This window comes from Amycolatopsis sp. NPDC051102 (assembly GCF_040682815.1).
Lineage (GTDB): Bacteria > Actinomycetota > Actinomycetes > Mycobacteriales > Pseudonocardiaceae > Amycolatopsis.
The window spans coordinates 282,981-305,284 of record NZ_JBFBBT010000002.1 but is presented as its reverse complement, the minus strand read 5'-3'; the positions used below and the strand labels follow the sequence as shown (position 1 = coordinate 305,284).

16 protein-coding genes are annotated in these 22,304 nt (G+C 71.7%); 9 read left to right on the top strand and 7 right to left on the bottom strand.

The genetic code is table 11. The annotated features are described in order from the left end of the window. Window positions 1–15: 15 nt before the first annotated feature. The 3 genes from chvE to mmsB are packed head-to-tail and all read left to right on the top strand — an operon-like array spanning window position 16 to window position 3,856. On the top strand, window positions 16–1,122 hold the full coding sequence (gene chvE / locus AB0M93_RS07350) for a multiple monosaccharide ABC transporter substrate-binding protein (RefSeq protein ID WP_364269422.1): 1,107 nt from the start codon (window positions 16–18) through the stop codon (window positions 1,120–1,122). Further along, the gene (mmsA, locus tag AB0M93_RS07345; RefSeq protein ID WP_364269420.1) at window positions 1,119–2,639 is read left to right on the top strand and encodes a multiple monosaccharide ABC transporter ATP-binding protein; all 1,521 of its coding nucleotides are present in this window, start codon (window positions 1,119–1,121) and stop codon (window positions 2,637–2,639) included. Before chvE ends, mmsA begins: the two co-directional genes overlap by 4 nt. Beyond that, window positions 2,636–3,856, top strand: coding sequence for a multiple monosaccharide ABC transporter permease (gene mmsB, locus AB0M93_RS07340; protein ID WP_364269418.1), 1,221 nt, complete (start codon window positions 2,636–2,638; stop codon window positions 3,854–3,856). Before mmsA ends, mmsB begins: the two co-directional genes overlap by 4 nt. 254 nt (window positions 3,857–4,110) lie before the next feature. Here mmsB and AB0M93_RS07335 read toward each other — a convergent pair whose 3' ends face one another. After that, on the bottom strand, window positions 4,111–5,556 hold the full coding sequence (locus AB0M93_RS07335; protein ID WP_364269416.1) for a DUF1996 domain-containing protein: 1,446 nt from the start codon (window positions 5,554–5,556) through the stop codon (window positions 4,111–4,113). A 238-nt stretch (window positions 5,557–5,794) separates the two neighbouring features. On the opposite strand from AB0M93_RS07335, the gene AB0M93_RS07330 reads away from it, so the two are divergent. Next, on the top strand, window positions 5,795–6,625 hold the full coding sequence (locus AB0M93_RS07330; protein ID WP_364269414.1) for a substrate-binding domain-containing protein: 831 nt from the start codon (window positions 5,795–5,797) through the stop codon (window positions 6,623–6,625). On the opposite strand, the gene AB0M93_RS07325 is transcribed toward AB0M93_RS07330, so the two are convergent. The 3 genes from AB0M93_RS07325 to AB0M93_RS07315 form a co-directional block, all read right to left on the bottom strand. Next, window positions 6,612–7,127, bottom strand: a complete 516-nt coding sequence (locus AB0M93_RS07325; RefSeq protein WP_364269412.1) for a hypothetical protein — start codon at window positions 7,125–7,127, stop codon at window positions 6,612–6,614. The genes AB0M93_RS07330 and AB0M93_RS07325 overlap by 14 nt on opposite strands. A 725-nt stretch (window positions 7,128–7,852) precedes the next feature. Then, on the bottom strand, window positions 7,853–9,802 hold the full coding sequence (gene glpK / locus AB0M93_RS07320; protein WP_364269410.1) for a glycerol kinase GlpK: 1,950 nt from the start codon (window positions 9,800–9,802) through the stop codon (window positions 7,853–7,855). A gap of 10 nt (window positions 9,803–9,812) precedes the next feature. Then, window positions 9,813–10,565 (bottom strand): IclR family transcriptional regulator, encoded by a 753-nt coding sequence (locus tag AB0M93_RS07315; RefSeq protein WP_364269408.1) that lies wholly within the window; start codon window positions 10,563–10,565, stop codon window positions 9,813–9,815. A 154-nt stretch (window positions 10,566–10,719) separates the two neighbouring features. On the opposite strand from AB0M93_RS07315, the gene AB0M93_RS07310 reads away from it, so the two are divergent. The 3 genes from AB0M93_RS07310 to glpD are packed head-to-tail and all read left to right on the top strand — an operon-like array spanning window position 10,720 to window position 14,776. Further along, window positions 10,720–11,541, top strand: coding sequence for an MIP/aquaporin family protein (locus AB0M93_RS07310; RefSeq protein WP_364269406.1), 822 nt, complete (start codon window positions 10,720–10,722; stop codon window positions 11,539–11,541). Window positions 11,542–11,555: 14 nt separating this feature from the next. Further along, entirely contained in the window at window positions 11,556–13,070 is a 1,515-nt protein-coding gene (gene glpK / locus AB0M93_RS07305; RefSeq protein WP_364269404.1) for a glycerol kinase GlpK, read from the top strand. Between the two features lie 17 nt (window positions 13,071–13,087). After that, window positions 13,088–14,776, top strand: coding sequence for a glycerol-3-phosphate dehydrogenase (gene glpD, locus AB0M93_RS07300; RefSeq protein WP_364269402.1), 1,689 nt, complete (start codon window positions 13,088–13,090; stop codon window positions 14,774–14,776). An 11-nt stretch (window positions 14,777–14,787) separates the two neighbouring features. Here glpD and AB0M93_RS07295 read toward each other — a convergent pair whose 3' ends face one another. Continuing rightward, window positions 14,788–15,636, bottom strand: coding sequence for an aminoglycoside phosphotransferase family protein (locus AB0M93_RS07295; protein WP_364269400.1), 849 nt, complete (start codon window positions 15,634–15,636; stop codon window positions 14,788–14,790). A 91-nt stretch (window positions 15,637–15,727) separates the two neighbouring features. On the opposite strand from AB0M93_RS07295, the gene argG reads away from it, so the two are divergent. Further along, window positions 15,728–17,173 carry an argininosuccinate synthase gene (argG, locus tag AB0M93_RS07290; RefSeq protein WP_364269398.1) on the top strand — a complete coding sequence of 482 codons (1,446 nt, stop codon included), beginning with the start codon at window positions 15,728–15,730 and terminating at the stop codon, window positions 17,171–17,173. Window positions 17,174–17,226: 53 nt separating this feature from the next. Here the strand turns inward: argG and AB0M93_RS07285 are convergent, their stop codons facing one another. After that, window positions 17,227–18,234, bottom strand: a complete 1,008-nt coding sequence (locus AB0M93_RS07285; RefSeq protein ID WP_364269396.1) for a medium chain dehydrogenase/reductase family protein — start codon at window positions 18,232–18,234, stop codon at window positions 17,227–17,229. Between the two features lie 77 nt (window positions 18,235–18,311). Continuing rightward, the gene (locus AB0M93_RS07280) at window positions 18,312–18,881 is read right to left on the bottom strand and encodes a TetR/AcrR family transcriptional regulator (RefSeq protein ID WP_364269394.1); all 570 of its coding nucleotides are present in this window, start codon (window positions 18,879–18,881) and stop codon (window positions 18,312–18,314) included. Between the two features lie 177 nt (window positions 18,882–19,058). Here AB0M93_RS07280 and AB0M93_RS07275 point away from each other — a divergent pair, with 177 nt between their 5' ends. Continuing rightward, a complete protein-coding gene (locus AB0M93_RS07275; protein WP_364269392.1) occupies window positions 19,059–21,827 on the top strand; it encodes a BTAD domain-containing putative transcriptional regulator in 2,769 nt (922 codons plus the stop codon). Window positions 21,828–22,304: the final 477 nt, after the last annotated feature.

Sequence of the window (22,304 nt, the reverse complement as noted above, 5' to 3'; positions counted from 1 at the left end):
AAGGAAGAAAGAACAATGAAGTTCAGCAGAACAATCGCGGGGATCGCCGCCGCGGGGCTCGCGCTCACGCTGTCGGCGTGCGGCTCGAGCCAGAAAACGGCGGACCAGGCGGCCCCGTCCTCCGGCGCGAGCGCCGCGGGCAGCCTCGTCGGCGTCACCATGCCGACCAAGTCGTCGGAGCGCTGGATCCACGACGGCGACAACATCAAGTCGGCGCTGGAGAAGCTCGGCTACAAGGTCGACCTGCAGTACGCCGAGAACGACATCCCCACCCAGGTGAACCAGATCGAGAACCAGATCACCAAGGGCGCCAAGCTCCTGGTCATCGCCTCGATCGACGGCACCGCCATCACCACCCAGCTGCAGGAGGCGGCCGACAAGAAGATCCCGGTCATCGCCTACGACCGGCTGATCCGCAATTCACCGAACGTCGACTACTACGCCACCTTCGACAACTTCAAGGTCGGCGTCGAGCAGGCGAACTCGCTGGTCAAGGGCCTGGGCAACGGTGCGGGCCCGTTCAACATCGAGCTGTTCGCCGGTTCCCCGGACGACAACAACGCCACCTTCTTCTTCAACGGCGCGATGTCGGTCCTCAAGCCCCTGATGGACAGCGGCAAGCTGGTCGTCAAGAGCGGCCAGACCGACTTCGCCCGCGCGGCCATCCTGCGCTGGGACCCGGCCACCGCGCAGCGGCGCATGGAGGACCTGCTCACCAAGACCTACACCGGTGGCGCGAAGGTCCAGGGCGTGCTCTCGCCGTACGACGGCCTGTCGATCGGCATCCTGTCGGCGCTGAAGAGCAACGGCTACGGCACCGCCGGCCAGCCGTACCCGATCGTCACCGGGCAGGACGCCGAGGTCGCCTCGGTCAAGTCCATCATCGCCGGTGAGCAGTACTCGACGATCTTCAAGGACACCCGCATCCTCGCCGACACCACGGTGAAGATGGCCGACGCGGTGCTCAAGGGCGGCAAGCCCGAGGTCAACAACACGAAGGACTACGACAACGGCAAGAAGGTCGTCCCGTCCTTCCTGCTGCAGCCGGTCACCGTGGACAAGACCAACTACCAGAAGGAACTCGTCGACTCGGGCTACTACACGGCAGGTCAGCTGAAATGACCGAACTGCTCGGCATGCGCGGGATCACCAAGACCTTCCCCGGGGTCAAGGCGCTGTCGGACGTCAATCTTTCCGTGCGCCGCGGGGAAATCCACGCGATCTGCGGGGAGAACGGCGCCGGGAAGTCCACCCTGATGAAGGTGCTCTCGGGCGTCTACCCCCACGGGACGTACGACGGCGAGATCACCTTCGACGGGCAGCGGTGCGAGTTCGGGTCGGTGCGCGACAGCGAACGGCGCGGGATCGTGATCATCCACCAGGAACTCGCGCTGTGCGGCCAGTTGTCGATCGCGGAGAACATCTTCCTCGGCAACGAGCAGGCCAAGCGCGGCTGGGTCGACTGGAACCGCACCAACCACGAGGCCGGCGCGCTGCTCAAGCGCGTCGGCCTCGCCGAAAACCCCACGCGGGCGGTGCAGGAACTCGGCGTCGGCAAGCAGCAGCTCGTCGAGATCGCCAAAGCACTGTCCAAAGAGGTCAAGCTGCTGATCCTCGACGAGCCCACCGCGGCGCTCAACGACGACGACTCGGCCCACCTGCTCGACCTGCTGCGCGGGCTGCGGGACGAGGGCGTCACGTGCGTGATCATCTCGCACAAGCTCGGCGAGGTGACGGCGATCGCCGACACCGTCACGATCCTGCGTGACGGCAAGACGATCGAAACGCTCGACGCGGCGGGGCTGACGGAAGAGCGCATCATCACCGGGATGGTCGGCCGCGACCTCGAGCACCGGTTCCCGCCGCGGGAGCCGGAAATCGGCGAAGAGGTGCTGCGGATCGAGGACTGGACCGTGCACAGCCCGACCCAGGCCGGCCGGGTCGTCGTCGACCGCGCGTCGCTTTCGCTGCGGCGCGGGGAGATCGTCGGCCTGGCCGGGCTGATGGGCGCGGGCCGCACCGAACTCGCGATGAGCGTGTTCGGCCGGTCGTGGGGCAAGGACATCTCCGGGCGGATCTTCAAGCACGGCGAGGAGATCGACGTCCGGTCGGTGCAGGAGGCCGTCCGCCACGGCATCGCCTACGCGACCGAGGACCGGAAGCGCTACGGGCTCAACCTGATCGAGGACATCCAGCGCAACGTGTCCGCGGCCGGGCTGGGCAAGCTGGCCAAGCGCGGCTGGGTCAACGAGCACGCCGAGCACGACACCGCCAACTCCTACCGCCGTGATCTGCGGATCAAGGCACCGAGCGTGCAGAGCGTGACCGGGAAGCTGTCCGGCGGCAACCAGCAGAAGGTCGTGCTGGCCAAGTGGATCTTCACCGATCCGGACGTGCTGATCCTGGACGAACCGACCCGCGGCATCGACGTGGGCGCGAAGTTCGAGATCTACACGATCATCAACGAACTGGCCGCCCAGGGGAAGGCCGTCCTGGTCATCTCCTCCGAGCTGCCGGAGCTGCTCGGGCTCTGCGACCGGATCTACGCGCTCTCGGCGGGGCGGATCACCGGCGAGGCCACGCGCGAAGAAGCCACCCAGGAACTGCTGATGCAGTACATGACGAAGGAACGGGAATGACCACGACCGAAGCACGGCCCGCCGTGCCCCCGGTTGAGCGCTCCAAGCGGAGGATCTCGATCAACCCGCGCCAGAGCGGCATCTACGTCGCGTTCGCGCTGATCGTGGTGCTGTTCGAGGTGCTCACCGGTGGCGCGCTGCTGGAGCCGCAGAACATCTCCAACATCATCGTGCAGAACAGCTACGTGCTGATCCTCGCGATCGGGATGATCCTGGTGATCATCTCCGGGCACATCGACCTGTCCGCCGGGTCGGTCGTCGCGATGACCGGCGCGGTGTCGGCGGTGCTGATGGTGAACTCGCACGTGCCGTGGTTCCTGGCGGTGCTGATCACCCTCGTCGTGGGCGCGGCGATCGGCGCGTGGCAGGGCTACTGGGTCGCCTACTTCGGCATCCCGGCGTTCATCGTGACGCTCGCCGGCATGCTGGCGTTCCGGGCGCTGACCCTGACCGTCCTGGGCAACCAGGGCATCGGCCCGTTCCCGGACGCGATCCGCACGCTGTCGAACGGCTTCACCGACGGCTACCTGGGCAACATCGGCCTCGGCCCGCTCGGCGGCGCCGACCTGGTGTCGCTGCTCGCGGGCGTCGCCGCGGTGGCCGGGATCGTGTTCACCCAGTGGCGCAAGCGGGCGGGACGGATGGGCTACGGCCAGGACGTCGACCCATTCCCGGTGTTCGTGCTGAAGCTGGCGGGGATCGCGGTGCTGGTGCTCGCGCTGGTCGTGCAGCTGGCCCGGTTCAAGAACCTCCCGTGGGTGCTGATCCTGCTGGCGGCGCTGGTGCTGGGCTACTCGCTGGTGGCAGGCAAGTCGGTGTTCGGCAGGCACATCTACGCCGTGGGCGGCAACCTGCAGGCCGCGACGCTTTCGGGCGTCAAGGTCAAGCAGGTGACGTTCTGGATCTTCGTCAACATGGGCGTCCTGGCGGCGCTGGCGGGCATCATCTTCGCCGGCCGGCTGAACCAGGCGGGCCCGACGGCGGGCGTCAACTTCGAGCTGGACGCGATCGCGGCGGCCTTCATCGGCGGCGCGGCGGTCCAGGGCGGCGTCGGCAAGGTGGTCGGCGCGATCACGGGCGGCCTGATCATGGCGGTGATCAACAACGGCATGTCCCTGATCGGCGCCCCGAGCGAGCGGGTGATGCTGGTCAAGGGCGTCGTCCTGCTGGCGGCCGTGGCGTACGACATCTGGACGAAACGCCGCGCGGCTTCCTGACCCTGCGTGTTTCACGAGAGGGGGCTTCCCGCGGCAACACGGGAAGCCCCCTCTCGCATGACCGTGTCGTCCCTCCAATCACGCGTGATGACTCCCCAATCACACGAGATGGCCGCCCGATCACGTTTCGAGTGTGATCGGGCGGCCATCATGCGTGATTGAAGGGACATCATCCGTGATTGAAGGGGCATCACCCGTGATTGCGGAGACGACACGAAGGGCCGCGCCGGGGATCCGGCGCGGCCGACCGCGGTCTACTGGCTGCAGCGCTTGCCGGTGTTGATGCAGTTGACGGCCTGGTTCATCAGGCGCTGGCCCATGACGTTGGCGAAGTCGTCGTGGTCCGAGCGGGGGTTGTGCTTCTCCTGGGCGAAGGCGTCCACTTTGTACTGGCCCTTGACCTGGATGTCGTGCGGGATGTTGTAGACCAGCTTGATCACCAGCTGCGGCACGTTCTTGAAGCCCTGGGGGCACTTGCCCTGCTGGTCGGCGAACACGATGTGCGTGCGGTGGTTGGTGCTGTCGATGTTCTTGCCGTCCCAGCAGTTCGGGAAGGCGTGGATCCGCTCGACCTTGCTGTTCGGCGGGCAGATCGGGTAGTGGTCGGTGAGGCGGTCCTCGAAGCCGGTGCAGGTCCAGCTCGGGCGGGCGTTGGCCGGGCCGTTGGTGCTCTGCTTGGCGTCGCCGTAGAGGATGCGGAGGAACTGCGGCATCGCGACGACCTTGCTCGCGCCGCCGCTGGTGAACGTGATCGTCGCCGACTGGACGCGCTGGATCTCGCCGTCGTTGTCGCCGACCTCGTTCTTGTCGTTGACGCCGGGCAGTTCCGCGGGCTGGCCGTTGCTGTTCTGGCCGCCGTTGTCGAGCCCGCCCTTGCCGTTCTGCTTGAGGGCGCACTGCGCGAGCCCGCCGAGGTTGGTCGGCTTCGCGGCCCGGCGGCCGATCGCGATGGCGATCCGGTCGATGGTGGCCGCGCGCTTGTCCTTGAGCGGGCCGACGACGGCGTTCTGGATGTCCTGCGGCGTCTTCAGATCGCCGTTGGCGATCCGCTTGTTGGCCTCGTCGATCTGCTTGTCCAGCAGGTCGAGGTTGCGGTTGACCTCGTCCATCGCCTGGTCCGGGACGTCGGGCAGCTTGCTCGCGACGTCCGGGCAGTCGACCTGCGCGCTCGCCTTGTCCTTGGCGCTGCCGGCGCGGTCGGGCTGCGTGGCGGGCGGGTTCTTTTCCGCGTCGCCGGTGTCGATGCGGACGACCGGCCAGAAGTAGGCGGACTTGTCGCCGTTCTTGCAGGTGGTGCCCGCCTTCACGAGGCTCTTGTTGTTGGAGTCGGCGTTGGTGGAGAGGTTGCCGACGTAGTCGTGCAGGTGCTGGGCACCGTTCTTGATCCCCGGCTGGGCGATGAAGTTGTCCGGGTTGAAGTGCTGGTTCTCGTTGCGGCCGCAGTCCACGGTGAACGTGCCGCGGGCGCCCTTCTGCCGCAGCGCCTTGTTCACGTTCACACCGGCCGGGACCTTCGCGATGTCGATGAAGAACGACTTGTCGGCGGGGTCGGCACTGGCCTCGCCGGTGCGCCCGGCGGTGGTCGCGACGACGATGCCGCCGACCGCGATCGCGAGGGCGAGACCGCCGGTGGCGATCTTCGTGCGCCGGCTGATGCGATGTCTGCCCGTGGCGGGGGTGCGGGTGGTATTCCGGGCCATGGTCACCTTCTTCGGTTTTCCGGGCACGCCGAAGACAGCCTGCGTGCCCGGGCTGGAGACGCGCGGAACCCGGGGAGTGAGCACCGGGGTGCGGGTATCGGGGACCCGCCCGGTGTCACTGGTTCCGGCAATGGGGGGAACGGCTGCCGGCGGGGACCGGTTCAGGCCGTTACCCGTTCGTTATTTATGGAAAGTGAACGAAGTTCACGTCTCGTCCTGTGATCGCTAACATCTACGCATGTCCGTGGACGACGCAGGTCTGGCCGGTCCGCTCGGCGCGCGGATGCGCAACCGGGGCACCCTCGGCGTGATCGCGACCGGGGCGTCGGCGTCGGGTCCGGTCCTGCACGGTCTTCGTGCGGCCGCGCGGGAGCGGGAGTACGCGCTGAGCGTGTTCAGCGTGTCCGGCACCAGCGGCCCGGCGGTGCTGGCGGCGGTCGCCGGCCTCCGGCTGCAGGGGGTGGCCGGGATAGTGCTGCTCGACGGGCACCTGCTGGCCGAACTCGCGCCGGTGACCGGGGTTCCGCTCGTGCCCGCGGCGTCCACCGACCACTACGCGGGCGCGCGCCGGGCGACCGAGCACCTCCTGGACCTCGGCCACCCGACGGTCTGGCACCTCGGCGGCCCGGAGGACGGCCCGACGGCCCGCGCCCGCGAACGCGGCTGGCGCGAGACCCTGGAGCGCCACGGCGCCGAGGTCCCGCCGGTGGTCCGCGGCGACTGGTCGGCCCGCTCCGGCTACCGCGCCGGCCAGTCCCTGGCGGTCGAATCCGGGGTGGGCGCGGTGTTTTCGGCCAACGACCACATGGCACTGGGCCTGCTGGCCGCGTTCGCGGAAGCGGGCATGCGGGTCCCGCGCGACGCGCACGTGGTGGGCTTCGACGACGTCCCGGAGGCGGCCTACTTCGCACCCCCGCTGACGACGGTCCGCCAGGACTTCGTGGCGGCGGGCCACCAGACCCTGGCCGCCCTGACCGCCCGCATCGACGGCGTCCCGGCACCGGCGCGAGCCGCGGCCGACGTCGAACTCGTGGTCCGGGAGAGCAGCCGCTGCCTCAAGGGCGCTTAGCGACTGCCAGCACAAGAAGCGCGAGCCCGGCTGCGGGGGCGAGCACGAACGCGGCGGAAGCGCCGAGCCCGTCGGCGACGTGGCCGGCGACGAACGCCGCCAGGGCCGAACCCGCCGTGCCGGCCGAGTTGTTCCAGGTGAACGCCTGCGCACGGACCGCCGGGTGGACGACCTGCTCGGTCAGGACAGTGAGCGCGACGAGCGTCGGCGGGACAGCCGCCTCGGTGAGCACCGCCGCGGCGCCGAGCCAGATCGCGGACGGCGCAAGGGGAAGCAGCACCGCGGTGGCCGTGAGGTGCGCACTGGCGACGACGAGCCGGCGGTGCGCCGGAGCCCGGCGCATCCCGCAGAGCCATCCGGAAAGCAGCCCGCTGACGCCGGCGGCGGCGAGGATCGGCGTGGCCGCGCCGGGCACGCCGTGCTCCGTGGCGAACGCGGCCACCGCAACGCCCATGGTGCCGAAATACCCGCCGACGACCGCGTTGAGCAGCGCGAGACGCACGAACGACCGCCGGAACAGCCCGGGAAGTGCCCGCGTGGGCGGGGGAGCGGTCCGGCGCTGGGCCGCCAGTGCCGCGCCTCCGCCCACGAGCAGGGCCGCCGCACTCGCGACGGCGAGGGGTGCGTGGCCGGCCGCGCCGAGGCTGGTGGCCAGGACCGGTCCGAAGAGGAACGCGGTGGCGTTGACCAGCGACTCCAGCGAGAAGGCGGTGGGCAGCGCGCCGGCAGGCAGCAGATGGGCCCACCGGGCCGCCGAGAGCGCGCCGAGCTGGGGGACGGCCGCGCCGGCGCACGTGGCGAAAGCGATCGCGGCCGCCGGGGCGGGTGCCGCGAGGACGCCGCGACGGCGGTGGCGTGGGCGAGGAGGGCCAACGGCAGGACACGGGTCTGGCCGAACCGGTCGACCAGGCGGGCGACCTGGGGACCGAGCACGGCCTCGGCGAGGGCGTACCCGGCGGCGGCCAGGCCGGCCGTGCCGTAGGAGCCGGTGCGGGCGTGGAGCAGCCAGACCAGGCCGAGGCCGGTCATGGCGATGCCGATCCGCCCCGTGGCCGCGGTCAGGAAGAAGGCGGCGGCGCCGGGAAGGCGCAGCACCGAACGATACGACATGACGTCCTTCGCCGCCGCCGGGCGAGAGCCGCGGGGCGGAGGGACACGGCCCGGCCAAGGCGGGTCCGGACGACTGGGGGAGACCCTCGCAGACGGAACCCGGACCGGGCAACCGGTTTAGAGCTTCAGGCGGTCGCCCAGACCGCGGATGTGGCCTGCCGCGCCGCAGTCCAGGTCCAGCTGGCGGCGGCGTTCCGCCACGAACGCCCGGCCGAGGCCGGTGCGGTCCGAAGTGGACATGCTCCGGCGTAGTTCGTTCAGCAGCCCGCGTTCCTCGCCGCGCACGTGCGCGTCCACGACGTTCTCCAGGCGCAGCAACGCCTTCTCGAAGTCCTCGCCCTCCAAAACAGTCAGCAGGTCCTCGGCGAACGGGTCGCCCGGGCCGTCGGGGCGGACGATCCGCTCGGTCGCCGTCGCGTGGGCGACCAGCAACGCCGCCAGCTCCGCCACCAGGGCCGGGCGGTCGGCTTCGGCGTTGCGCAGGTCGCGCAGGAGCTGCTCGAACCGGCGGTGGTCGGCCAGCAGCACCTCGACCAGGTCCGAGCCGGGGGCCGCCGCGGCCGGGGCCGGGCGCATCCAGCCGAACGTCAGCTCGACCGCCTGGCGCCAGTGCGCGTACTCGGTGTCGCGGCGGGCCGGGTCCATCGCCGGCAGCCACTGCCCGGCCCGGTGCCAGTTGCGCCGCAGGCCCTCCAGGTCCGGCCAGTACCCGACGGACAGCCCGGCCGCGTAGGCCGCGCCGAGCGACACCGTCTCCGCCACCATCGGGCGCACCACCGGCACGTCGAGGACGTCGGCGACGAACTGCATCAGCAGGTTGTCCGCGGTCATCCCGCCGTCGACCTTCAACGTCGACAGCGCCAGCCCGGAGTCGGCGTTCATCGCGTCGACGACCTCGCGCGTCTGCCAGCCGGTCGCCTCCAGCACCGCCCGCGCGAGGTGGCCCTTCGTGATGTACGACGTCAGCCCGGCGATCACGCCACGGGCTTCGCTGTGCCAGTGCGGTGCGAACAGCCCGGAGAACGCCGGCACGATGTAGCAGCCGCCGTTGTCCTCGACCGTCCGGGCCAGGGTTTCGATCTCCGGTGCGCTGCCGATCAGCTCGAGGCCGTCGCGGAACCACTGGACCAGCGAGCCGGTGACGGCGATCGAGCCTTCCAGGGCGTACACCGCGGGCTCGTCGCCGATCTTGAACCCGACCGTGGTGAGCATGCCGTGGGTGGACAGCACCGGCGTCGGGCCGGTGTTGAGCAGCAGGAAGCTGCCGGTGCCGTACGTGCACTTCGCCTCGCCGGGCGCGAAGCAGGTCTGGCCGAACAGCGCGGCCTGCTGGTCGCCCAGCGCCGCCGCGATCCGGATGCCCGGCACCACGCGTGACGTCGTCCCGTAGACCTCCGTCGACGAGCGGATCTCCGGCAGCATCGCGCGCGGGACGTCGAAGAAGTCCAGCAGCTCGTCGTCCCAGTTGAGCGTGCGCAGGTTCATCAGCATGGTGCGGGAGGCGTTGGTGACGTCGGTGACGTGCACGCCGCCCTCGGCGCCGCCGGTGAGGTTCCAGATCAGCCAGCTCTCGATGGTGCCGAAGAGGACGTCACCGCGCTCGGCGCGTTCGCGCAGGCCCGGCGTGCGTTCGAGCAGCCAGCGGATGCGGGGTGCCGAGAAGTACGTGGCCAGCGGCAGCCCGCACAGCTGCCGGACGCGGTCGGCGCCGGGCTCGCGGGCGAGCTGTTCGAGCATGGCGTCGGTGCGCGTGTCCTGCCAGACGATCGCCCGCCCGACCGGGTTGCCGGTGCGCCGGTCCCACAGGACGGTCGTCTCGCGCTGGTTGGCGATGCCCAGCCCGACGACCTGCTCGGCGGTCGCGCCCGCGTCGGCCAGCGCCTGCGGGACGATCCGGGACAGGTTCCGCCAGATCTCGGTGGCGTCGTGCTCGACCCAGCCGGGCCGCGGGAAGTGCTGCTGGTGCTCCCGCTGCACGACCGACACGAGCCGCCCGCGCGCGTCGAACAGGATGCACCGGGTGGAGGTGGTGCCCTGGTCGATGGACATCACGTACCGCTGGACCATGGTCCTCCCTTCACCACCGGGACGCGCCCAGGTCCCGCGACACCGCGCGCGCCGCGTCGCGGACCTGGGTCAGCAGTCTCGGGCTCGGGCTGCCGTCCGGCTCGCACACCCGGTCGGCGGGGCCCGAAACGCCGATCGCGCCCACCACGATGCCGCCGTGGCCGCGGATCGGGGCCGCGATCCCCGCCTCGCCGGAGATCATCTCGCCGTTCTCGGCCGCCCAGCCCGCCTCCCGTACCTTCGCACACGCCCGCTTGATCGCCGTCTGGGTGACCAGCGTGCGGCGCGTGTACGGCTCGGGGTCGGCCTTCAGCGTCGTGTCGTAGGCCAGCAGGACCTTGCCCAGCGCCGTCGCGTGCAGCGGCAGCAGCGTGCCGACGTCGAGGCTCTGCAGGCTGTCGTCCGGCCGGAACACGTGGTGCACGACCAGCACCCGGCCCTCCAGGGGCGCGCCGATCCGGACCGCCTCGCCGCTGCGCGCGGCCAGCGCGTCGGCCCAGTTGATCGCCCGGGACCGCAGCTCGTTGACGTCGAGGTAGCTCGTGCCCAGGTGCAGCAGGGCCGCGCCGAGCTGGTACTTGCCGGTGTCGCGGTCCTGCTCGACGAACCCGACGCCCTGCAGCGTGCGCAGGATCCCGTGCGCGGTGCCCTTCGCCAGCTCCAGTGACTCGGCGATCTCGCCGACGCCCAGCCGCCCCGAGCCGCGCGCCAGCAACCGCAGGATCGCGGCGGCGCGCTCGATGGACTGGATCGGACCGGGCACGCGGGGACCCTAACCCGACCGGCCGCGATTCGACAATGTCGAACATCCACTTCGGTCGTTCGACAATGCCGACCGCCGTGCGTTGACCGGCCTGAAATGCGAACTTAACTTCACTCCACCAGTAGGGGGACAAGGTCCTTTGTGGAGGAAAGCAATGGTGCGAAACCTCAAGGCCCACGGACTCGCCGGCGAGATGGCCGCCGAGTTCGTGGGGACGATGATCCTCATCCTGTTCGGGTGCGGAGTGGTGGCGCAGGTCGTCGCCGCGGGCATCGGGGACCACGACAGCATCGCCTGGGCCTGGGGCTTCGGCGTCACCCTGGGTGTCTACGTCGCTTCGCGGGTGAGCGGCGCGCACCTGAACCCGGCGGTGACCATCGCCCTCGCGGTGTTCAAGGGCTTCGAGTGGCGCAAGGTCGCCCCCTACGCCGTGGCCCAGACCGCCGGCGCGTTCCTGGCCGCGCTGCTGGTGCGCTGGAACTACACCGAGGTGCTCAACGCCAAGGACCCGGGTCTGACGATCAAGACCCAGGGCGTGTTCTCCACCCTGCCGGGTAATGGCACGCTGCCCGTGGGTGACTGGGGCGCCTTCCGCGACCAGATCATCGGCACCGCGATCCTGCTGATCGTCCTGTTCGCCATCACCGACCTCCGCAACACCTCGCCCGGTGCCAACCTGGCCCCGGTCGTCGTCGGCTTCCTCGTCGTCGCCATCGGCATGGCCTGGGGCACGGACGCCGGCTACGCGATCAACCCCGCCCGCGACTTCGGCCCGCGCCTGGCCTCCTGGCTGACCGGCTACGACACGGCGTTCACCGACCAGTACGGCTTCCCCTACTGGTGGATCCCGATCGTGGCCCCGGTCATCGGCGCGCTGATCGGCGGCGCGATCTACAAGTACCTGATCGAGCGGTTCCTGCCCGCGGGCGACCCGCTGGACGCCATGCCCGCCAAGGACCTCGAGCCAGCCAACTGAGTAGGAGCACGACCATGCCTGACTACGTCGGCGCCGTTGACCAGGGCACCACGAGCACCCGCTTCATGATCTTCGACCACGGCGGCAACGAGATCGCCCGCCACCAGCTCGAGCACGAGCAGATCCTGCCCCGGCCGGGCTGGGTCGAGCACGACGCCACCGAGATCTGGGAACGCACCCGCTCGGTCATCGCGACCGCGCTCAACAAGGCCAACCTGACGGTCAAGGACCTGGCCGCGCTCGGCATCACCAACCAGCGCGAGACCACCGTCGTCTGGAACCGCCGCACCGGCCGCCCGTACGGCAACGCGATCGTCTGGCAGGACACCCGCACCGACCGCATCGCCTCGGCGCTCGAGCGCGAGGGCAAGGGCGAGATCATCCGCCGCAAGGCCGGCCTGCCGCCCGCCACCTACTTCTCCGGCGGCAAGCTGCAGTGGATCCTCGAGAACATCGCGGGCGTGCGCGAGGACGCCGAGAAGGGCGACGCGCTCTTCGGCACCACCGACTCGTGGCTGATCTGGAACCTCACCGGCGGCCCGGACGGCGGCGTGCACGTCACCGACCCGACCAACGCCTCCCGCACCATGCTGATGGACCTCGAGACCCTCGACTGGGACGACGAGCTGCTGTCGTTCTTCAACGTTCCGCGGCAGATGCTCCCGGCGATCCGGCCGTCGTCGAACTCCGGGTTCGGCACGACCCGCGCGGACGGCCCGCTCGGCGGCGAGGTCGCCATCACCGGCGTCCTCGGCGACCAGCAGGCCGCCACCGTCGGGCAGGTCTGCTTCCGGCCCGGCGAGGCCAAGAACACCTACGGCACCGGCAACTTCCTGCTGCTCAACACCGGCCAGGAGCTGGTCCGCTCGAAGCACGGCCTGCTGACGACCCTGTGCTACCAGTTCGGCGACGACAAGCCGGTCTACGCGCTGGAGGGCTCGATCGCCGTCACGGGGTCCGCGGTGCAGTGGCTGCGCGACCAGCTGGGCATCATCAGCGGCGCGGCCCAGAGCGAAAGCCTGGCCCGCCAGGTCGAGGACAACGGCGGCGTCTACTTCGTCCCGGCGTTCTCCGGCCTGTTCGCCCCGTACTGGCGCTCCGACGCCCGCGGCGCGATCGTCGGCCTCACCCGCGCCACGACGAACGCCCACATCGCGCGGGCCACCCTCGAGGCGATCTGCTACCAGACCCGCGACGTCGTCGAGGCCATGCAGAACGACTCCGGCGTGACGCTCGACGTGCTGCGGGTGGACGGTGGCGTCACCGCCAACGAGCTCTGCATGCAGCTGCAGGCGGACATCCTCGGCGTGCCGGTGTCGAAGCCGGTCGTCGCGGAGACCACCGCGCTGGGCGCCGCCTACGCGGCCGGGCTGGCGGTCGGCTTCTGGTCCTCGACCGACGAGCTCGAGCAGAACTGGAACGAGGACAAGCGCTGGACGCCGACCTGGAGCGACGAGCAGCGCGCCGAAGGCTACGCGGGCTGGCAGAAGGCCGTCGGCCGCACGCTCGACTGGGTCGACGTGCAGTGAACAGGAGGAGGAACACCGTGACCCCGCTTTCCCCGCAGTACCGCGCGGAGACGCTGCGGAAGCTGGTGAACGAAGAGGTCGACGTGCTCGTCGTCGGCGGGGGAGTGACCGGGGCCGGCGTCGCGCTCGACGCCGCCTCCCGGGGCCTGGAGACCGCGCTGGTCGAGGCCCGCGACTTCGCCGCCGGGACGTCCAGCCGCTCGTCCAAGCTGATCCACGGCGGCCTGCGCTACCTGGAGCAGCTGGACTTCAAGCTGGTGCGCGAGGCGCTCAAGGAGCGCGGGCTGCTGCTGCAGACGCTGGCCCCGCACCTGGTGCGGCCGGTCAAGTTCCTGGTCCCGCTGCAGCACCGGGTGTGGGAGCGCGGCTACATCGGCGCCGGCGTCACGCTGTACGACACCCTCGGCGGTGCCCGCGCGCTGCCGCGGCACCGGCACCTGTCCAAGCGGGGCGCCTTCAAGGCGGCCCCGGCGCTCGCGGACGACGCGCTGGTCGGGGCGATCCAGTACTACGACGCCCAGGTCGACGACGCCCGCCACACGATGACGATCGCGCGCACCGCCGCTGAGCAGGGTGCTTCGGTCCTGACGCGGACTCGCGTGACGTCGCTGCTTCGCGACGGCGAGCGGGTGGTCGGCGCGAAGGTCGTGGACCGGGAGAGCGGGGTCGAGTTCGAGATCCGCGCTCGCACGGTCGTCGCGGCCACCGGCGTCTGGAGCGACGACATGGCGGCGGCGGCCGGCATCCCCGCGCCGTTCACCGTCCGCGCGTCGAAGGGCATCCACCTCGTGGTGCCGCGGGAGAAGATCGACCTGGACACCGGGCTGATCCTGCGCACCGAGAAGAGCGTGTTGTTCGTCATCCCGTGGGGACGGCACTGGATCGTCGGCACCACCGACACCGAGTGGGACCTCGACCGCGAGCACCCGGCGGCGAGCCGCGCGGACGTCGACTACGTGCTCGACCACCTCAACGCCGTCCTGCGCACCCCGGTGACGCACGACGACATCGAGGGCGTCTACGCCGGGCTCCGGCCGCTGCTGGCGGCGAAGGCGGCCGCGACGACGAAGCTGTCGCGGGAGCACGCGGTCGCGCGCCCGGTGCCGGGCCTGGTCATCGTGGCCGGCGGCAAGTACACGACGTACCGGGTGATGGCCGCGGACGCCGTCGACGCCGCCGTCGAGGAGGTCGGCCGCCCGGCCCCGCCGTCGTGGACCGACCGGCTCCCGATCGTCGGCGCCGAGGGGTACCACGAGCTGTGGGCGGACCGCTTCGCCCTGGCCGCGAAGTCCGGGCTGCCGCTGACCCGCGTCGAGCACCTGCTGCAGCGGTACGGGACGCGGATCTGGAACCTCCTTTCGCTCGTGGAGGAGGACCCGTCGCTCGGGGAACCGATCACGGAGACCTCGGAGTACCTGCGCGTGGAGGCCGTCTACGCGGTCTCCCACGAGGGTGCGCTGCACCTGGAGGACGTCCTGACCCGGCGGACGCGGATCTCGATCGAGGAACGCGACCGCGGGGTGGCGGCGGCCCCGGTGGTCGCCGGGCTGATGGCACCGCTGCTGGGCTGGGACTCGCACCGCACGGACCGTGAGGTGGCGAACTACCTGGCCCGCGTCGAGGCGGAGCGCTCGGCACAGGAAGCCCCGGACGACGCGGCGGCGAACGCCACCCGCCTCGCGGCGCCGGCGCTCCTGCCGAGCTGATCGGAGCGTGCTCACGGAGCCGGGGCGCACCCCAGCTCCGTGAGCACGTATCGGGCGTTGGCCGAGATGACCGCGTTCGTGTGCCGGTAGTACGGCAGCTGGAGGGCGGCCATCGACAGCGCCCAGCCGCGGCCGCGCGCCCACGTCGCGTCGTCGGCGCCGACGCCGTCGCGGAAGGGGGGCCGGGTGGCCGCGGTCAGCAGGTTCCACGCGGGGATCAGGTCGCACGCCGGGTCGCCGAGCCCTGCGGTCGCCCAGTCCAGGACGCCGCTGAGCCGGCCGTCCCGCAGCAGCAGGTTGCCCGGCATCAGGTCGGCGTGGACCCAGCACGGCGGCCCGGTCCACTGTGGAGCGTTCAGCGCCTCGGCCCAGACGGCCCGCGCGGCGGCCGCGTCGAACGGCTCATCCGTGCGGCTCAGCCGCGCGATCGCCCGGCGGGTGGCCTCGTCCACGGTGGACAGTGGCTTCCCGCGGTAGGCCGGGGGACCGTCCGCGTGGTTGGCCCGCAGCGCGACGACGAATTCCGCCAGCTCGCGGGCCGGCGTGTCACGGCCTTCGAGCGCCGGTTCGCCGTCGAGCCAGCGGTGCACCGCCCAGGGCCGCGGAAAGCCTTCGGCGGGTTCGCCCACCGCGACGACGGCCGGGATCGCTACCGGCAGCCCACCGAGCGCCTTCAGGATCCGGCGTTCCTGCTCGACGTCCTCGGCGGAGCGGGGGAGCCGGACCGTGAGGTCGTCCCCGAGGCGGAACACGGCGTTGACCGTGCCGCCGGAAGCCAGGGGAGTGATCGGCCGGTCCGCCCACTCCGGGAACTGCCCGCGCAGCAGCCGCCGGACGAGGGCGGCGTCGACAGCAGGCATGTGATCACCGAACCACGCAGGTCAAGCGGGTTTCCGTGACCACGAGCACCCCGGATTGCACGGTGATGCATGACCGTGCATAATCATTCGCATGTCCAAGGTGCTCACTTCCCTGCCCGTCGGCGAGCGTGTCGGTATCGCCTTCTCCGGTGGCCTCGACACTTCCGTAGCGGTCGCGTGGATGCGCGACAAAGGCGCGGTCCCGTGCACCTACACCGCCGACATCGGCCAGTACGACGAGCCCGACATCGAGTCGGTGCCCGGGCGGGCCGGCCAGTACGGCGCCGAGATCGCGCGGCTCGTCGACTGCCGGGAAGCCCTCGTCGAAGAGGGGCTCGCGGCCCTGACCTGCGGTGCGTTCCACATCCGCACCGGCGGCCGCAGCTACTTCAACACCACCCCGCTCGGCCGCGCGGTCACCGGCACCCTGCTGGTGCGCGCCATGCTCGAGGACGACGTCCAGATCTGGGGCGACGGCTCCACCTACAAGGGCAACGACATCGAGCGGTTCTACCGCTACGGGCTGCTGGCCAACCCCTCCCTGCGGATCTACAAGCCGTGGCTCGACGCCGACTTCGTCACCGAGCTCGGCGGCCGCAAGGAGATGTCGGAGTGGCTGGCCGCGCACGACCTGCCCTACCGGGACAGCACCGAGAAGGCCTACTCGACCGACGCCAACATCTGGGGCGCCACCCACGAGGCGAAGTCGCTGGAGCACCTGGACACCGGCATCGAGATCGTCAAGCCGATCATGGGCGTGGCGTTCTGGGACCCCGAGGTCGAGATCCCCGCCGAGGACGTCACGATCGGCTTCGAGCAGGGCCGGCCGGTGACGATCAACGGCAAGGAGTTCGCCACCGCCGTCGACCTGGTGCTGGAGGCCAACGCCATCGGCGGCCGGCACGGCCTGGGCATGTCCGACCAGATCGAGAACCGGATCATCGAGGCCAAGAGCCGCGGCATTTACGAGGCCCCGGGCATGGCGCTGCTGCACGCCGCCTACGAGCGGCTCGTCAACGCCATCCACAACGAGGACACCCTCGCCAGCTACCACAACGAGGGCCGCCGGCTCGGCCGCCTGATGTACGAAGGCCGCTGGCTGGACCCGCAGGCGATGATGCTGCGCGAGTCGCTGCAGCGCTGGGTCGGCACCGCGGTCACCGGCGAGGTGACGCTGCGGCTGCGCCGCGGGGAGGACTACTCCATCCTGGACACCTCCGGCCCGGCGTTCAGCTACCACCCGGACAAGCTGTCGATGGAGCGCACCGAGGACTCCGCGTTCGGCCCGGTCGACCGGATCGGCCAGCTCACCATGCGCAACCTCGACATCGCCGACTCGCGGGCGAAGCTCGAGCAGTACGCGAGCCTCGGCATGGTCGGTGGCACGCACCCGAAGCTGATCGGTGCCGCGCAGGCGGCCTCGACCGGCCTGATCGGCGCGATGCCGGAGGGTGGCGCCGAGGTGATCGCCTCGCGCGGCAAGACCGACGACGACGAGCTGCTCGACAGCGCCGCGATGGAGTTCGGCACGGACTGACCCACCACACCCGAAGGCGGCACTTTCACGTGAAAGTGCCGCCTTCGGTGCGGTCAGGGCACGAGCACGACCTTGCCGGTGACCGTGCCGGATTCGGCTAGCGCCAGGGCTTTCCCGGCTTCGGCCAGCGGGATCCGCGCGGCCACCTGCGCCGTGAGCTGTCCCTTCGCCGCCATGGCGAAGACGGCGGTGAGGTCTTCGGTGAGCCGTGCGCGGAACTTGGCGAGGTTCCGCTTTCCGCCCCACACGTTGTAGAAGTGCGCCCCGCGGCGGTTCGGCAGGATGTTCCACCACAGCAGCCGCGCGAAGAGCTTGAGCACGGCGCGCTTCGGGTTGCCCCCGGTGTTCACTGTGGACGCACTGCCGTAGGCGACCAGGGTGCCGCCCGGGGCGAGCAGGCGGAACGAGTCGGCGATGCCGGGGCCGCCGACGTGGTCGAAGACGGCGTCGACCCCGCCGGGCGCCAGTTCGCGGACGCGGGCCGGGACGTCGCCGCGGTAGTCCAGGGCGGTGGCGCCGAGCCCGGTCACGACGTCGAGGTTCCGGGCCGAGGCGGTGCCGATCACCTTGATCCCCGCCGCCCGGGCGAGCTGCACGAGGGTGGTGCCGACGCCGCCGCTGGCGCCGTGGACGAGGATCGTGCCGCCGGCGGCGACCTTCGCGGTCCGGTGCAGCATCTGGTACGCCGTGATGCCGTTGACCACGAACGTCTCGGCGTCGGCCGCGTCCAGCCCGTCGGGCACCGGGACCAGGTCGGCGGCGGGCACCGCGAGGTGGCTGCTCCAGCCACCGATCTTGGTCATGGCGGCGACGCGGCGCCCGACCAGGGACTCGTCGTCGGCTTCGAGCACCGTGCCGACGACGTCGTAACCGGGCACGAAGGGGAACGGCGGCTGGTCGTAGTACTTGCCGCGGCGCATCTGCTGCTCGGCGAAGGAGACACCGGTCGCTTCGACGCGGACCAGGGCTTCGCCGGCGGCCAGGGGCGGCAGCTCCCGCTGCCCGACGCGCAGGCCGTCCGGCTCGACGAGGCCGGGGAGGACGATCTCGGTGACGTTCATGAAAGGTTCCTTCCGGTTGTGAGTGACTGGTCAATCACTCGATGGGCGCGAAAAACGTCCCGAACGGGCCGGGTGGTTCAGTTCCGGTCGGGGTGGCGGATGCCGGCGGCGAGCACGGCGGCCCAGTCGCCGGTGTGCGCGTCGAGATCGAGCGTGACGATCAGGTGACACAGCTGGCCGTAGGCGATGAACCGCTGCACCTGCTCGTCCTCGGCGCCGGAGCGGGACCGGGCGAGCTCGGTCACCTTGGCGAGGCCGCGGCGCACGGCGTCGGCGATCTCCGGGGTGTCGGCGGCCGACTGGGCGTGCACCTGCAGCATCAGCAGGTCCCGGTCGGCGATCAGCTCCGCGTAGGCGCCGCCCATCTCGTGGAGGATCTTCTCGGGGCCGGCGTCCGCGGCGCGCGCGGCGCCGTTGGAGAGGGCGTGCGCGACGAGTTCGTAGCAGCGGTCGAGTGCGGCGACGAACAGGGAAACCTTGCCGGGGAACAACTTGAAGACGTAGGCGGGGGAGATGTCGGCTCGCGCAGCCACGGCGCTGATCGGCGTGCTGTGGTAGCCGCCACGGGCGAACTCGGCGATGGCCGCGTCGACGACGGCGTCCCGCCGGGCGTCGGAGGTGGAGAGCGTGGCACCGCGTTTCGTCATGTGAGTGACTGTACACTCACTCTGGCGCCGAGGGCAACCGGGGTGGGGCAAACGAGTGACAACCGGGCCCGCGCTGTCTCGGATGTGGGCGAATGGCCCACGGGCCGCGCCGCCGCCCGGTTACAGTCCGGCTGCCGGGTTCCGCCTGGGGGCGGCCGCCGGGGAACGGGGTGCGCGATGGGGCCTGAAGTGCGGTTTCACCTGCTCGGACCGCTGACCGTGACGGTCGGCGGGCGTCCGCTGGCGCTGGGCGGGGCCAAGCAGCGGGTGCTGCTGGCCCACCTGCTGCTCAACGCGAACCGGATGGTCACGCCCGGCCAGCTCGTCGAGACCGTCTGGCCGGTCGACCCGCCGACGTCGGCCACCGCGAACCTCCAGACGTACGTGTGGCGCCTGCGCCGGCTGCTGCCGGACGGCGCCGACCTGCGCACCCACGGCCCGGGGTACTCGCTGGCCGTGGACCCGGGCGACGTCGACGCGCACCGGTTCAGCCGGCTGGTCGCCGAGGCCGCCCGCGCGGCCGAGGACGGCGCCCCGGAGGCGGCGCTGACGCTGCTGTCCGAGGCCGAAGCGCTGTGGCGCGGCGACCCGCTGGAGGACTTGCCCACCGCGCCGGCCTGGGACCCCGAGCTCGGCCGGCTCGTGGAGAACCGGCTCGCCGCCGTCGAGGAGCGGCTGGCGCTGCAGGTGCGGCTGGGCCGGCACGACCCGGCGATCGCCGAGCTCACCGTCCTGCTGGCCGAACACCCGTACCGCGAACGGCTTTGGCAGCAGTACCTGCTCGCGCTGGCCGGCGCGGGCCGCCGGGCCGAAGCGCTGCAGGCGTACGCGACCGCGCGGGAGCGGCTGGTCACCGAACTCGGCGTCGAACCCGGGCCGGAACTGCGGGCCCTGCAGGCCGCGATCCTGACCGGCGAGCCGCTGCCCGGGCCGGCGCGGGCAGCGGTCCCGGTGCGGCAGCTCCCCGCCGACCTGCCCGACTTCACCGGGCGCGAGGAGTACGTCGCCGAACTCTCGGCGGCGCTCGGGCCGGCCCCGGTCGTGCTGACCGGCGCGCCCGGCACCGGCAAGACGGCGCTCGCGATGCACGTCGCCCACCGGCTGGCCGGCCGCTTCCCGGACGGCCAGCTCTACGTCGACCTCGCGGGCACGGGCGCGCCGTGCGACCCGGCCGAGGTGCTCGCCGACTTCCTGCACGCCCTCGGCGTCACCGGGAACACCGTCCCGGCCGGGCTCGACCGGCGGGCCGCGGTGTTCCGGTCCCGCCTGGCCGGCCGCCGGATGCTGCTGGTGCTCGACGACGCGGCGACGGCCGCCCAGGTCCGCCCGCTGCTGCCGGCCGACGCCGGGTGCGCCGTGCTCGTGACGACCCGCGGGCGGCTGCCCGAGCTGGCCGGCGCCAAGCACGTCGAGCTGCCCGTGTTCGGCGAACGGGAGGCCACGCGGCTGCTTTCGGAGCTGGCGGGCGCGGACCGGGTCGTCGGCGAGCCCGCCGAAGCCGCGGCGATCGTCCGGTGCTGCGGGTACCTGCCGCTGGCGATCCGCATCGCGGGCGCGCGGCTGGCCGGGCGGCAGGCGTGGAGCCTGCGCACGCTGCACGACCGGCTGGCCGACGAGTCGAGCCGGCTGAGCGAGCTGCGCGTCGGCGATCTCGGCGTCCGGCCGAGTTTCGAGCTCAGCCTGCGCCAGCTGCCGCCGTCCGCGCGGACGGCGTTCGGCCGGACCGCGGTGCTGGGCGCGCAGGACTTCCCGAGCTGGGTCGTCGACGCGCTCCTGGACCGCGAAGGCACCCACGAGGTCCTCGACGTGCTCGTCGACGCGAACCTGGTGTCCCAGGCCGGCCGCGACGCCGGCGGCCACCCGCGCTACCGGCTGCACGACCTGCTGCGGTGCTATGCGGCGGAACTGCTGGCCGAGGAACCCCGTGCGGCGCAACGGGAAACGCTGACCCGGGTGCTGTCGGTGTTGCTGGCGCTGGCGAAGACGGCGGCGACGGGCCTGCCACCGGCGTTCGGCGCGATGACCGGCCGCGCGCTGGCGGCGGCCCCGGTGCCGGCGCGGGTGGTGACCGATCCGCTGGGCTGGTTCACCGCGGAGCGCAAGCTGCTGGCGGCGGCGGTCCAGCTGGCGGCCGACGCGGGCCTGGACGAGCTGGCCTGGCAGCTGACGGCGGCGGCGGTCCCGTTCTACGACCTGCGCGGCGCGTACGACGACTGGCGGCGCAGCCACCTGACGGCGCTGGCGGCCGCCGAGGCGGCGGGCAACCGGACGGGCGCGGCGGTGCTGAGCCGGGGCCTCGGCCAGGTCCGCCTGTACCACGACGAGTACGACGCGGCGGCCCGCGACATGAAGCGGTCGGCCGCGCTGTTCGCGGAACTGGGCGACGCCCGCGGCGAGGCACTGGCGGTGGCGGGCCTGGGCACGGTGGCCCGCGTCCGCGACCGCCCGCGCGAAGCGCTGAGCTTCTACCGCCGGGCCCTGGCGGGGCTGGAGCGGGCGGAAGACGGCAGCGGCGTCGCGCAGATGCGGAATTCGATCGGCTCGACGTACGCGTTGCTGGGCGAGTTCGCGGAGGCGGAGGACTGGCTGCGCCAGGCCCGCGAGCTGGCGCGCGAGATCGCGGACCCGCACCGCGAGGCGAAGGTCCTGACGGAACTGGGCACCCTGCACCGGGACACGGGCCGGCTGCCGGAGTCGTTGACGTGCCTGCGGCTGGCGTTGAGCATCCTGGAGGAACTCGACGACGAGCGGTGCAGCGCGTACGCGTTGCTGGGCATCGGCCAGACGCTGCTGGCGGCGGGCGAGCCGGTGCAGGCGCGCGGGGTGTGCGACCGGGCGTTGCGGGTGTTCCGCGAGACGGGCAACCACCAGGGCGAGACGACGGGATTGGCGTTGCTGGAGCAGGCCCAGCGCCGCCGAAGCCCCTCGGCGGCGGCCCGGAGCTGAGGCCGCGCCGGGGAAGGGGCGGCGGCCGGTGGGCCGCCGGGGGCGGTGGGCTGGCGGGCTGCGGGCTACGGCGTCCCCGAAGGCCTCATCTCGTCCTTCCGGTAAAGCGGGTGTGGGCAGCGAAGCCGTCGTGGGCGGTACCACCGGCCGGCTTGCGCGGGTGCTTGGTCGGCTCGCCGCTCGGCCGGTTCGGTCCGCCTGGCATTGCCGCGCGTCCGGAGGCGCCCGCATCCCCAAGCCCGCAGCGGCGTGATCACGCGCGAAACTCGCGTGATCGGCCACGGGACTCGCGTGGTTGAAGCCGGAACTCGCATGATCGGCCCGGGCATTTCGCGTGATTGGCCGGGCATCTCGTGTGATTGGGCGGTCATCTCGCGTGATTGGCGGGACGACACGGCGGGGTGGGGCGGGGGGGGGCCCCCCCCCCCCCGGGCGGTGGGGTTGGCCGGCGTCCACCCCCCGTGGTTTGGGGAGGAT

What these genes read in the sequence shown, in the direction of transcription:
- chvE (WP_364269422.1), top strand. Translation starts at nt 16, where the DNA reads ATGAAGTTCAGCAGAACAATCGCGGGGATCGCCGCCGCGGGGCTCGCG.
- mmsA (WP_364269420.1), top strand. Translation starts at nt 1,119, where the DNA reads ATGACCGAACTGCTCGGCATGCGCGGGATCACCAAGACCTTCCCCGGG.
- mmsB (WP_364269418.1), top strand. Translation starts at nt 2,636, where the DNA reads ATGACCACGACCGAAGCACGGCCCGCCGTGCCCCCGGTTGAGCGCTCC.
- AB0M93_RS07335 (WP_364269416.1), bottom strand. Translation starts at nt 5,556, where the DNA reads ATGGCCCGGAATACCACCCGCACCCCCGCCACGGGCAGACATCGCATC.
- AB0M93_RS07330 (WP_364269414.1), top strand. Translation starts at nt 5,795, where the DNA reads ATGTCCGTGGACGACGCAGGTCTGGCCGGTCCGCTCGGCGCGCGGATG.
- glpK (WP_364269410.1), bottom strand. Translation starts at nt 9,802, where the DNA reads ATGGTCCAGCGGTACGTGATGTCCATCGACCAGGGCACCACCTCCACC.
- AB0M93_RS07310 (WP_364269406.1), top strand. Translation starts at nt 10,720, where the DNA reads ATGGTGCGAAACCTCAAGGCCCACGGACTCGCCGGCGAGATGGCCGCC.
- glpK (WP_364269404.1), top strand. Translation starts at nt 11,556, where the DNA reads ATGCCTGACTACGTCGGCGCCGTTGACCAGGGCACCACGAGCACCCGC.
- AB0M93_RS07295 (WP_364269400.1), bottom strand. Translation starts at nt 15,636, where the DNA reads ATGCCTGCTGTCGACGCCGCCCTCGTCCGGCGGCTGCTGCGCGGGCAG.
- argG (WP_364269398.1), top strand. Translation starts at nt 15,728, where the DNA reads ATGTCCAAGGTGCTCACTTCCCTGCCCGTCGGCGAGCGTGTCGGTATC.
- AB0M93_RS07285 (WP_364269396.1), bottom strand. Translation starts at nt 18,234, where the DNA reads ATGAACGTCACCGAGATCGTCCTCCCCGGCCTCGTCGAGCCGGACGGC.
- AB0M93_RS07280 (WP_364269394.1), bottom strand. Translation starts at nt 18,881, where the DNA reads ATGACGAAACGCGGTGCCACGCTCTCCACCTCCGACGCCCGGCGGGAC.
- AB0M93_RS07275 (WP_364269392.1), top strand. Translation starts at nt 19,059, where the DNA reads ATGGGGCCTGAAGTGCGGTTTCACCTGCTCGGACCGCTGACCGTGACG.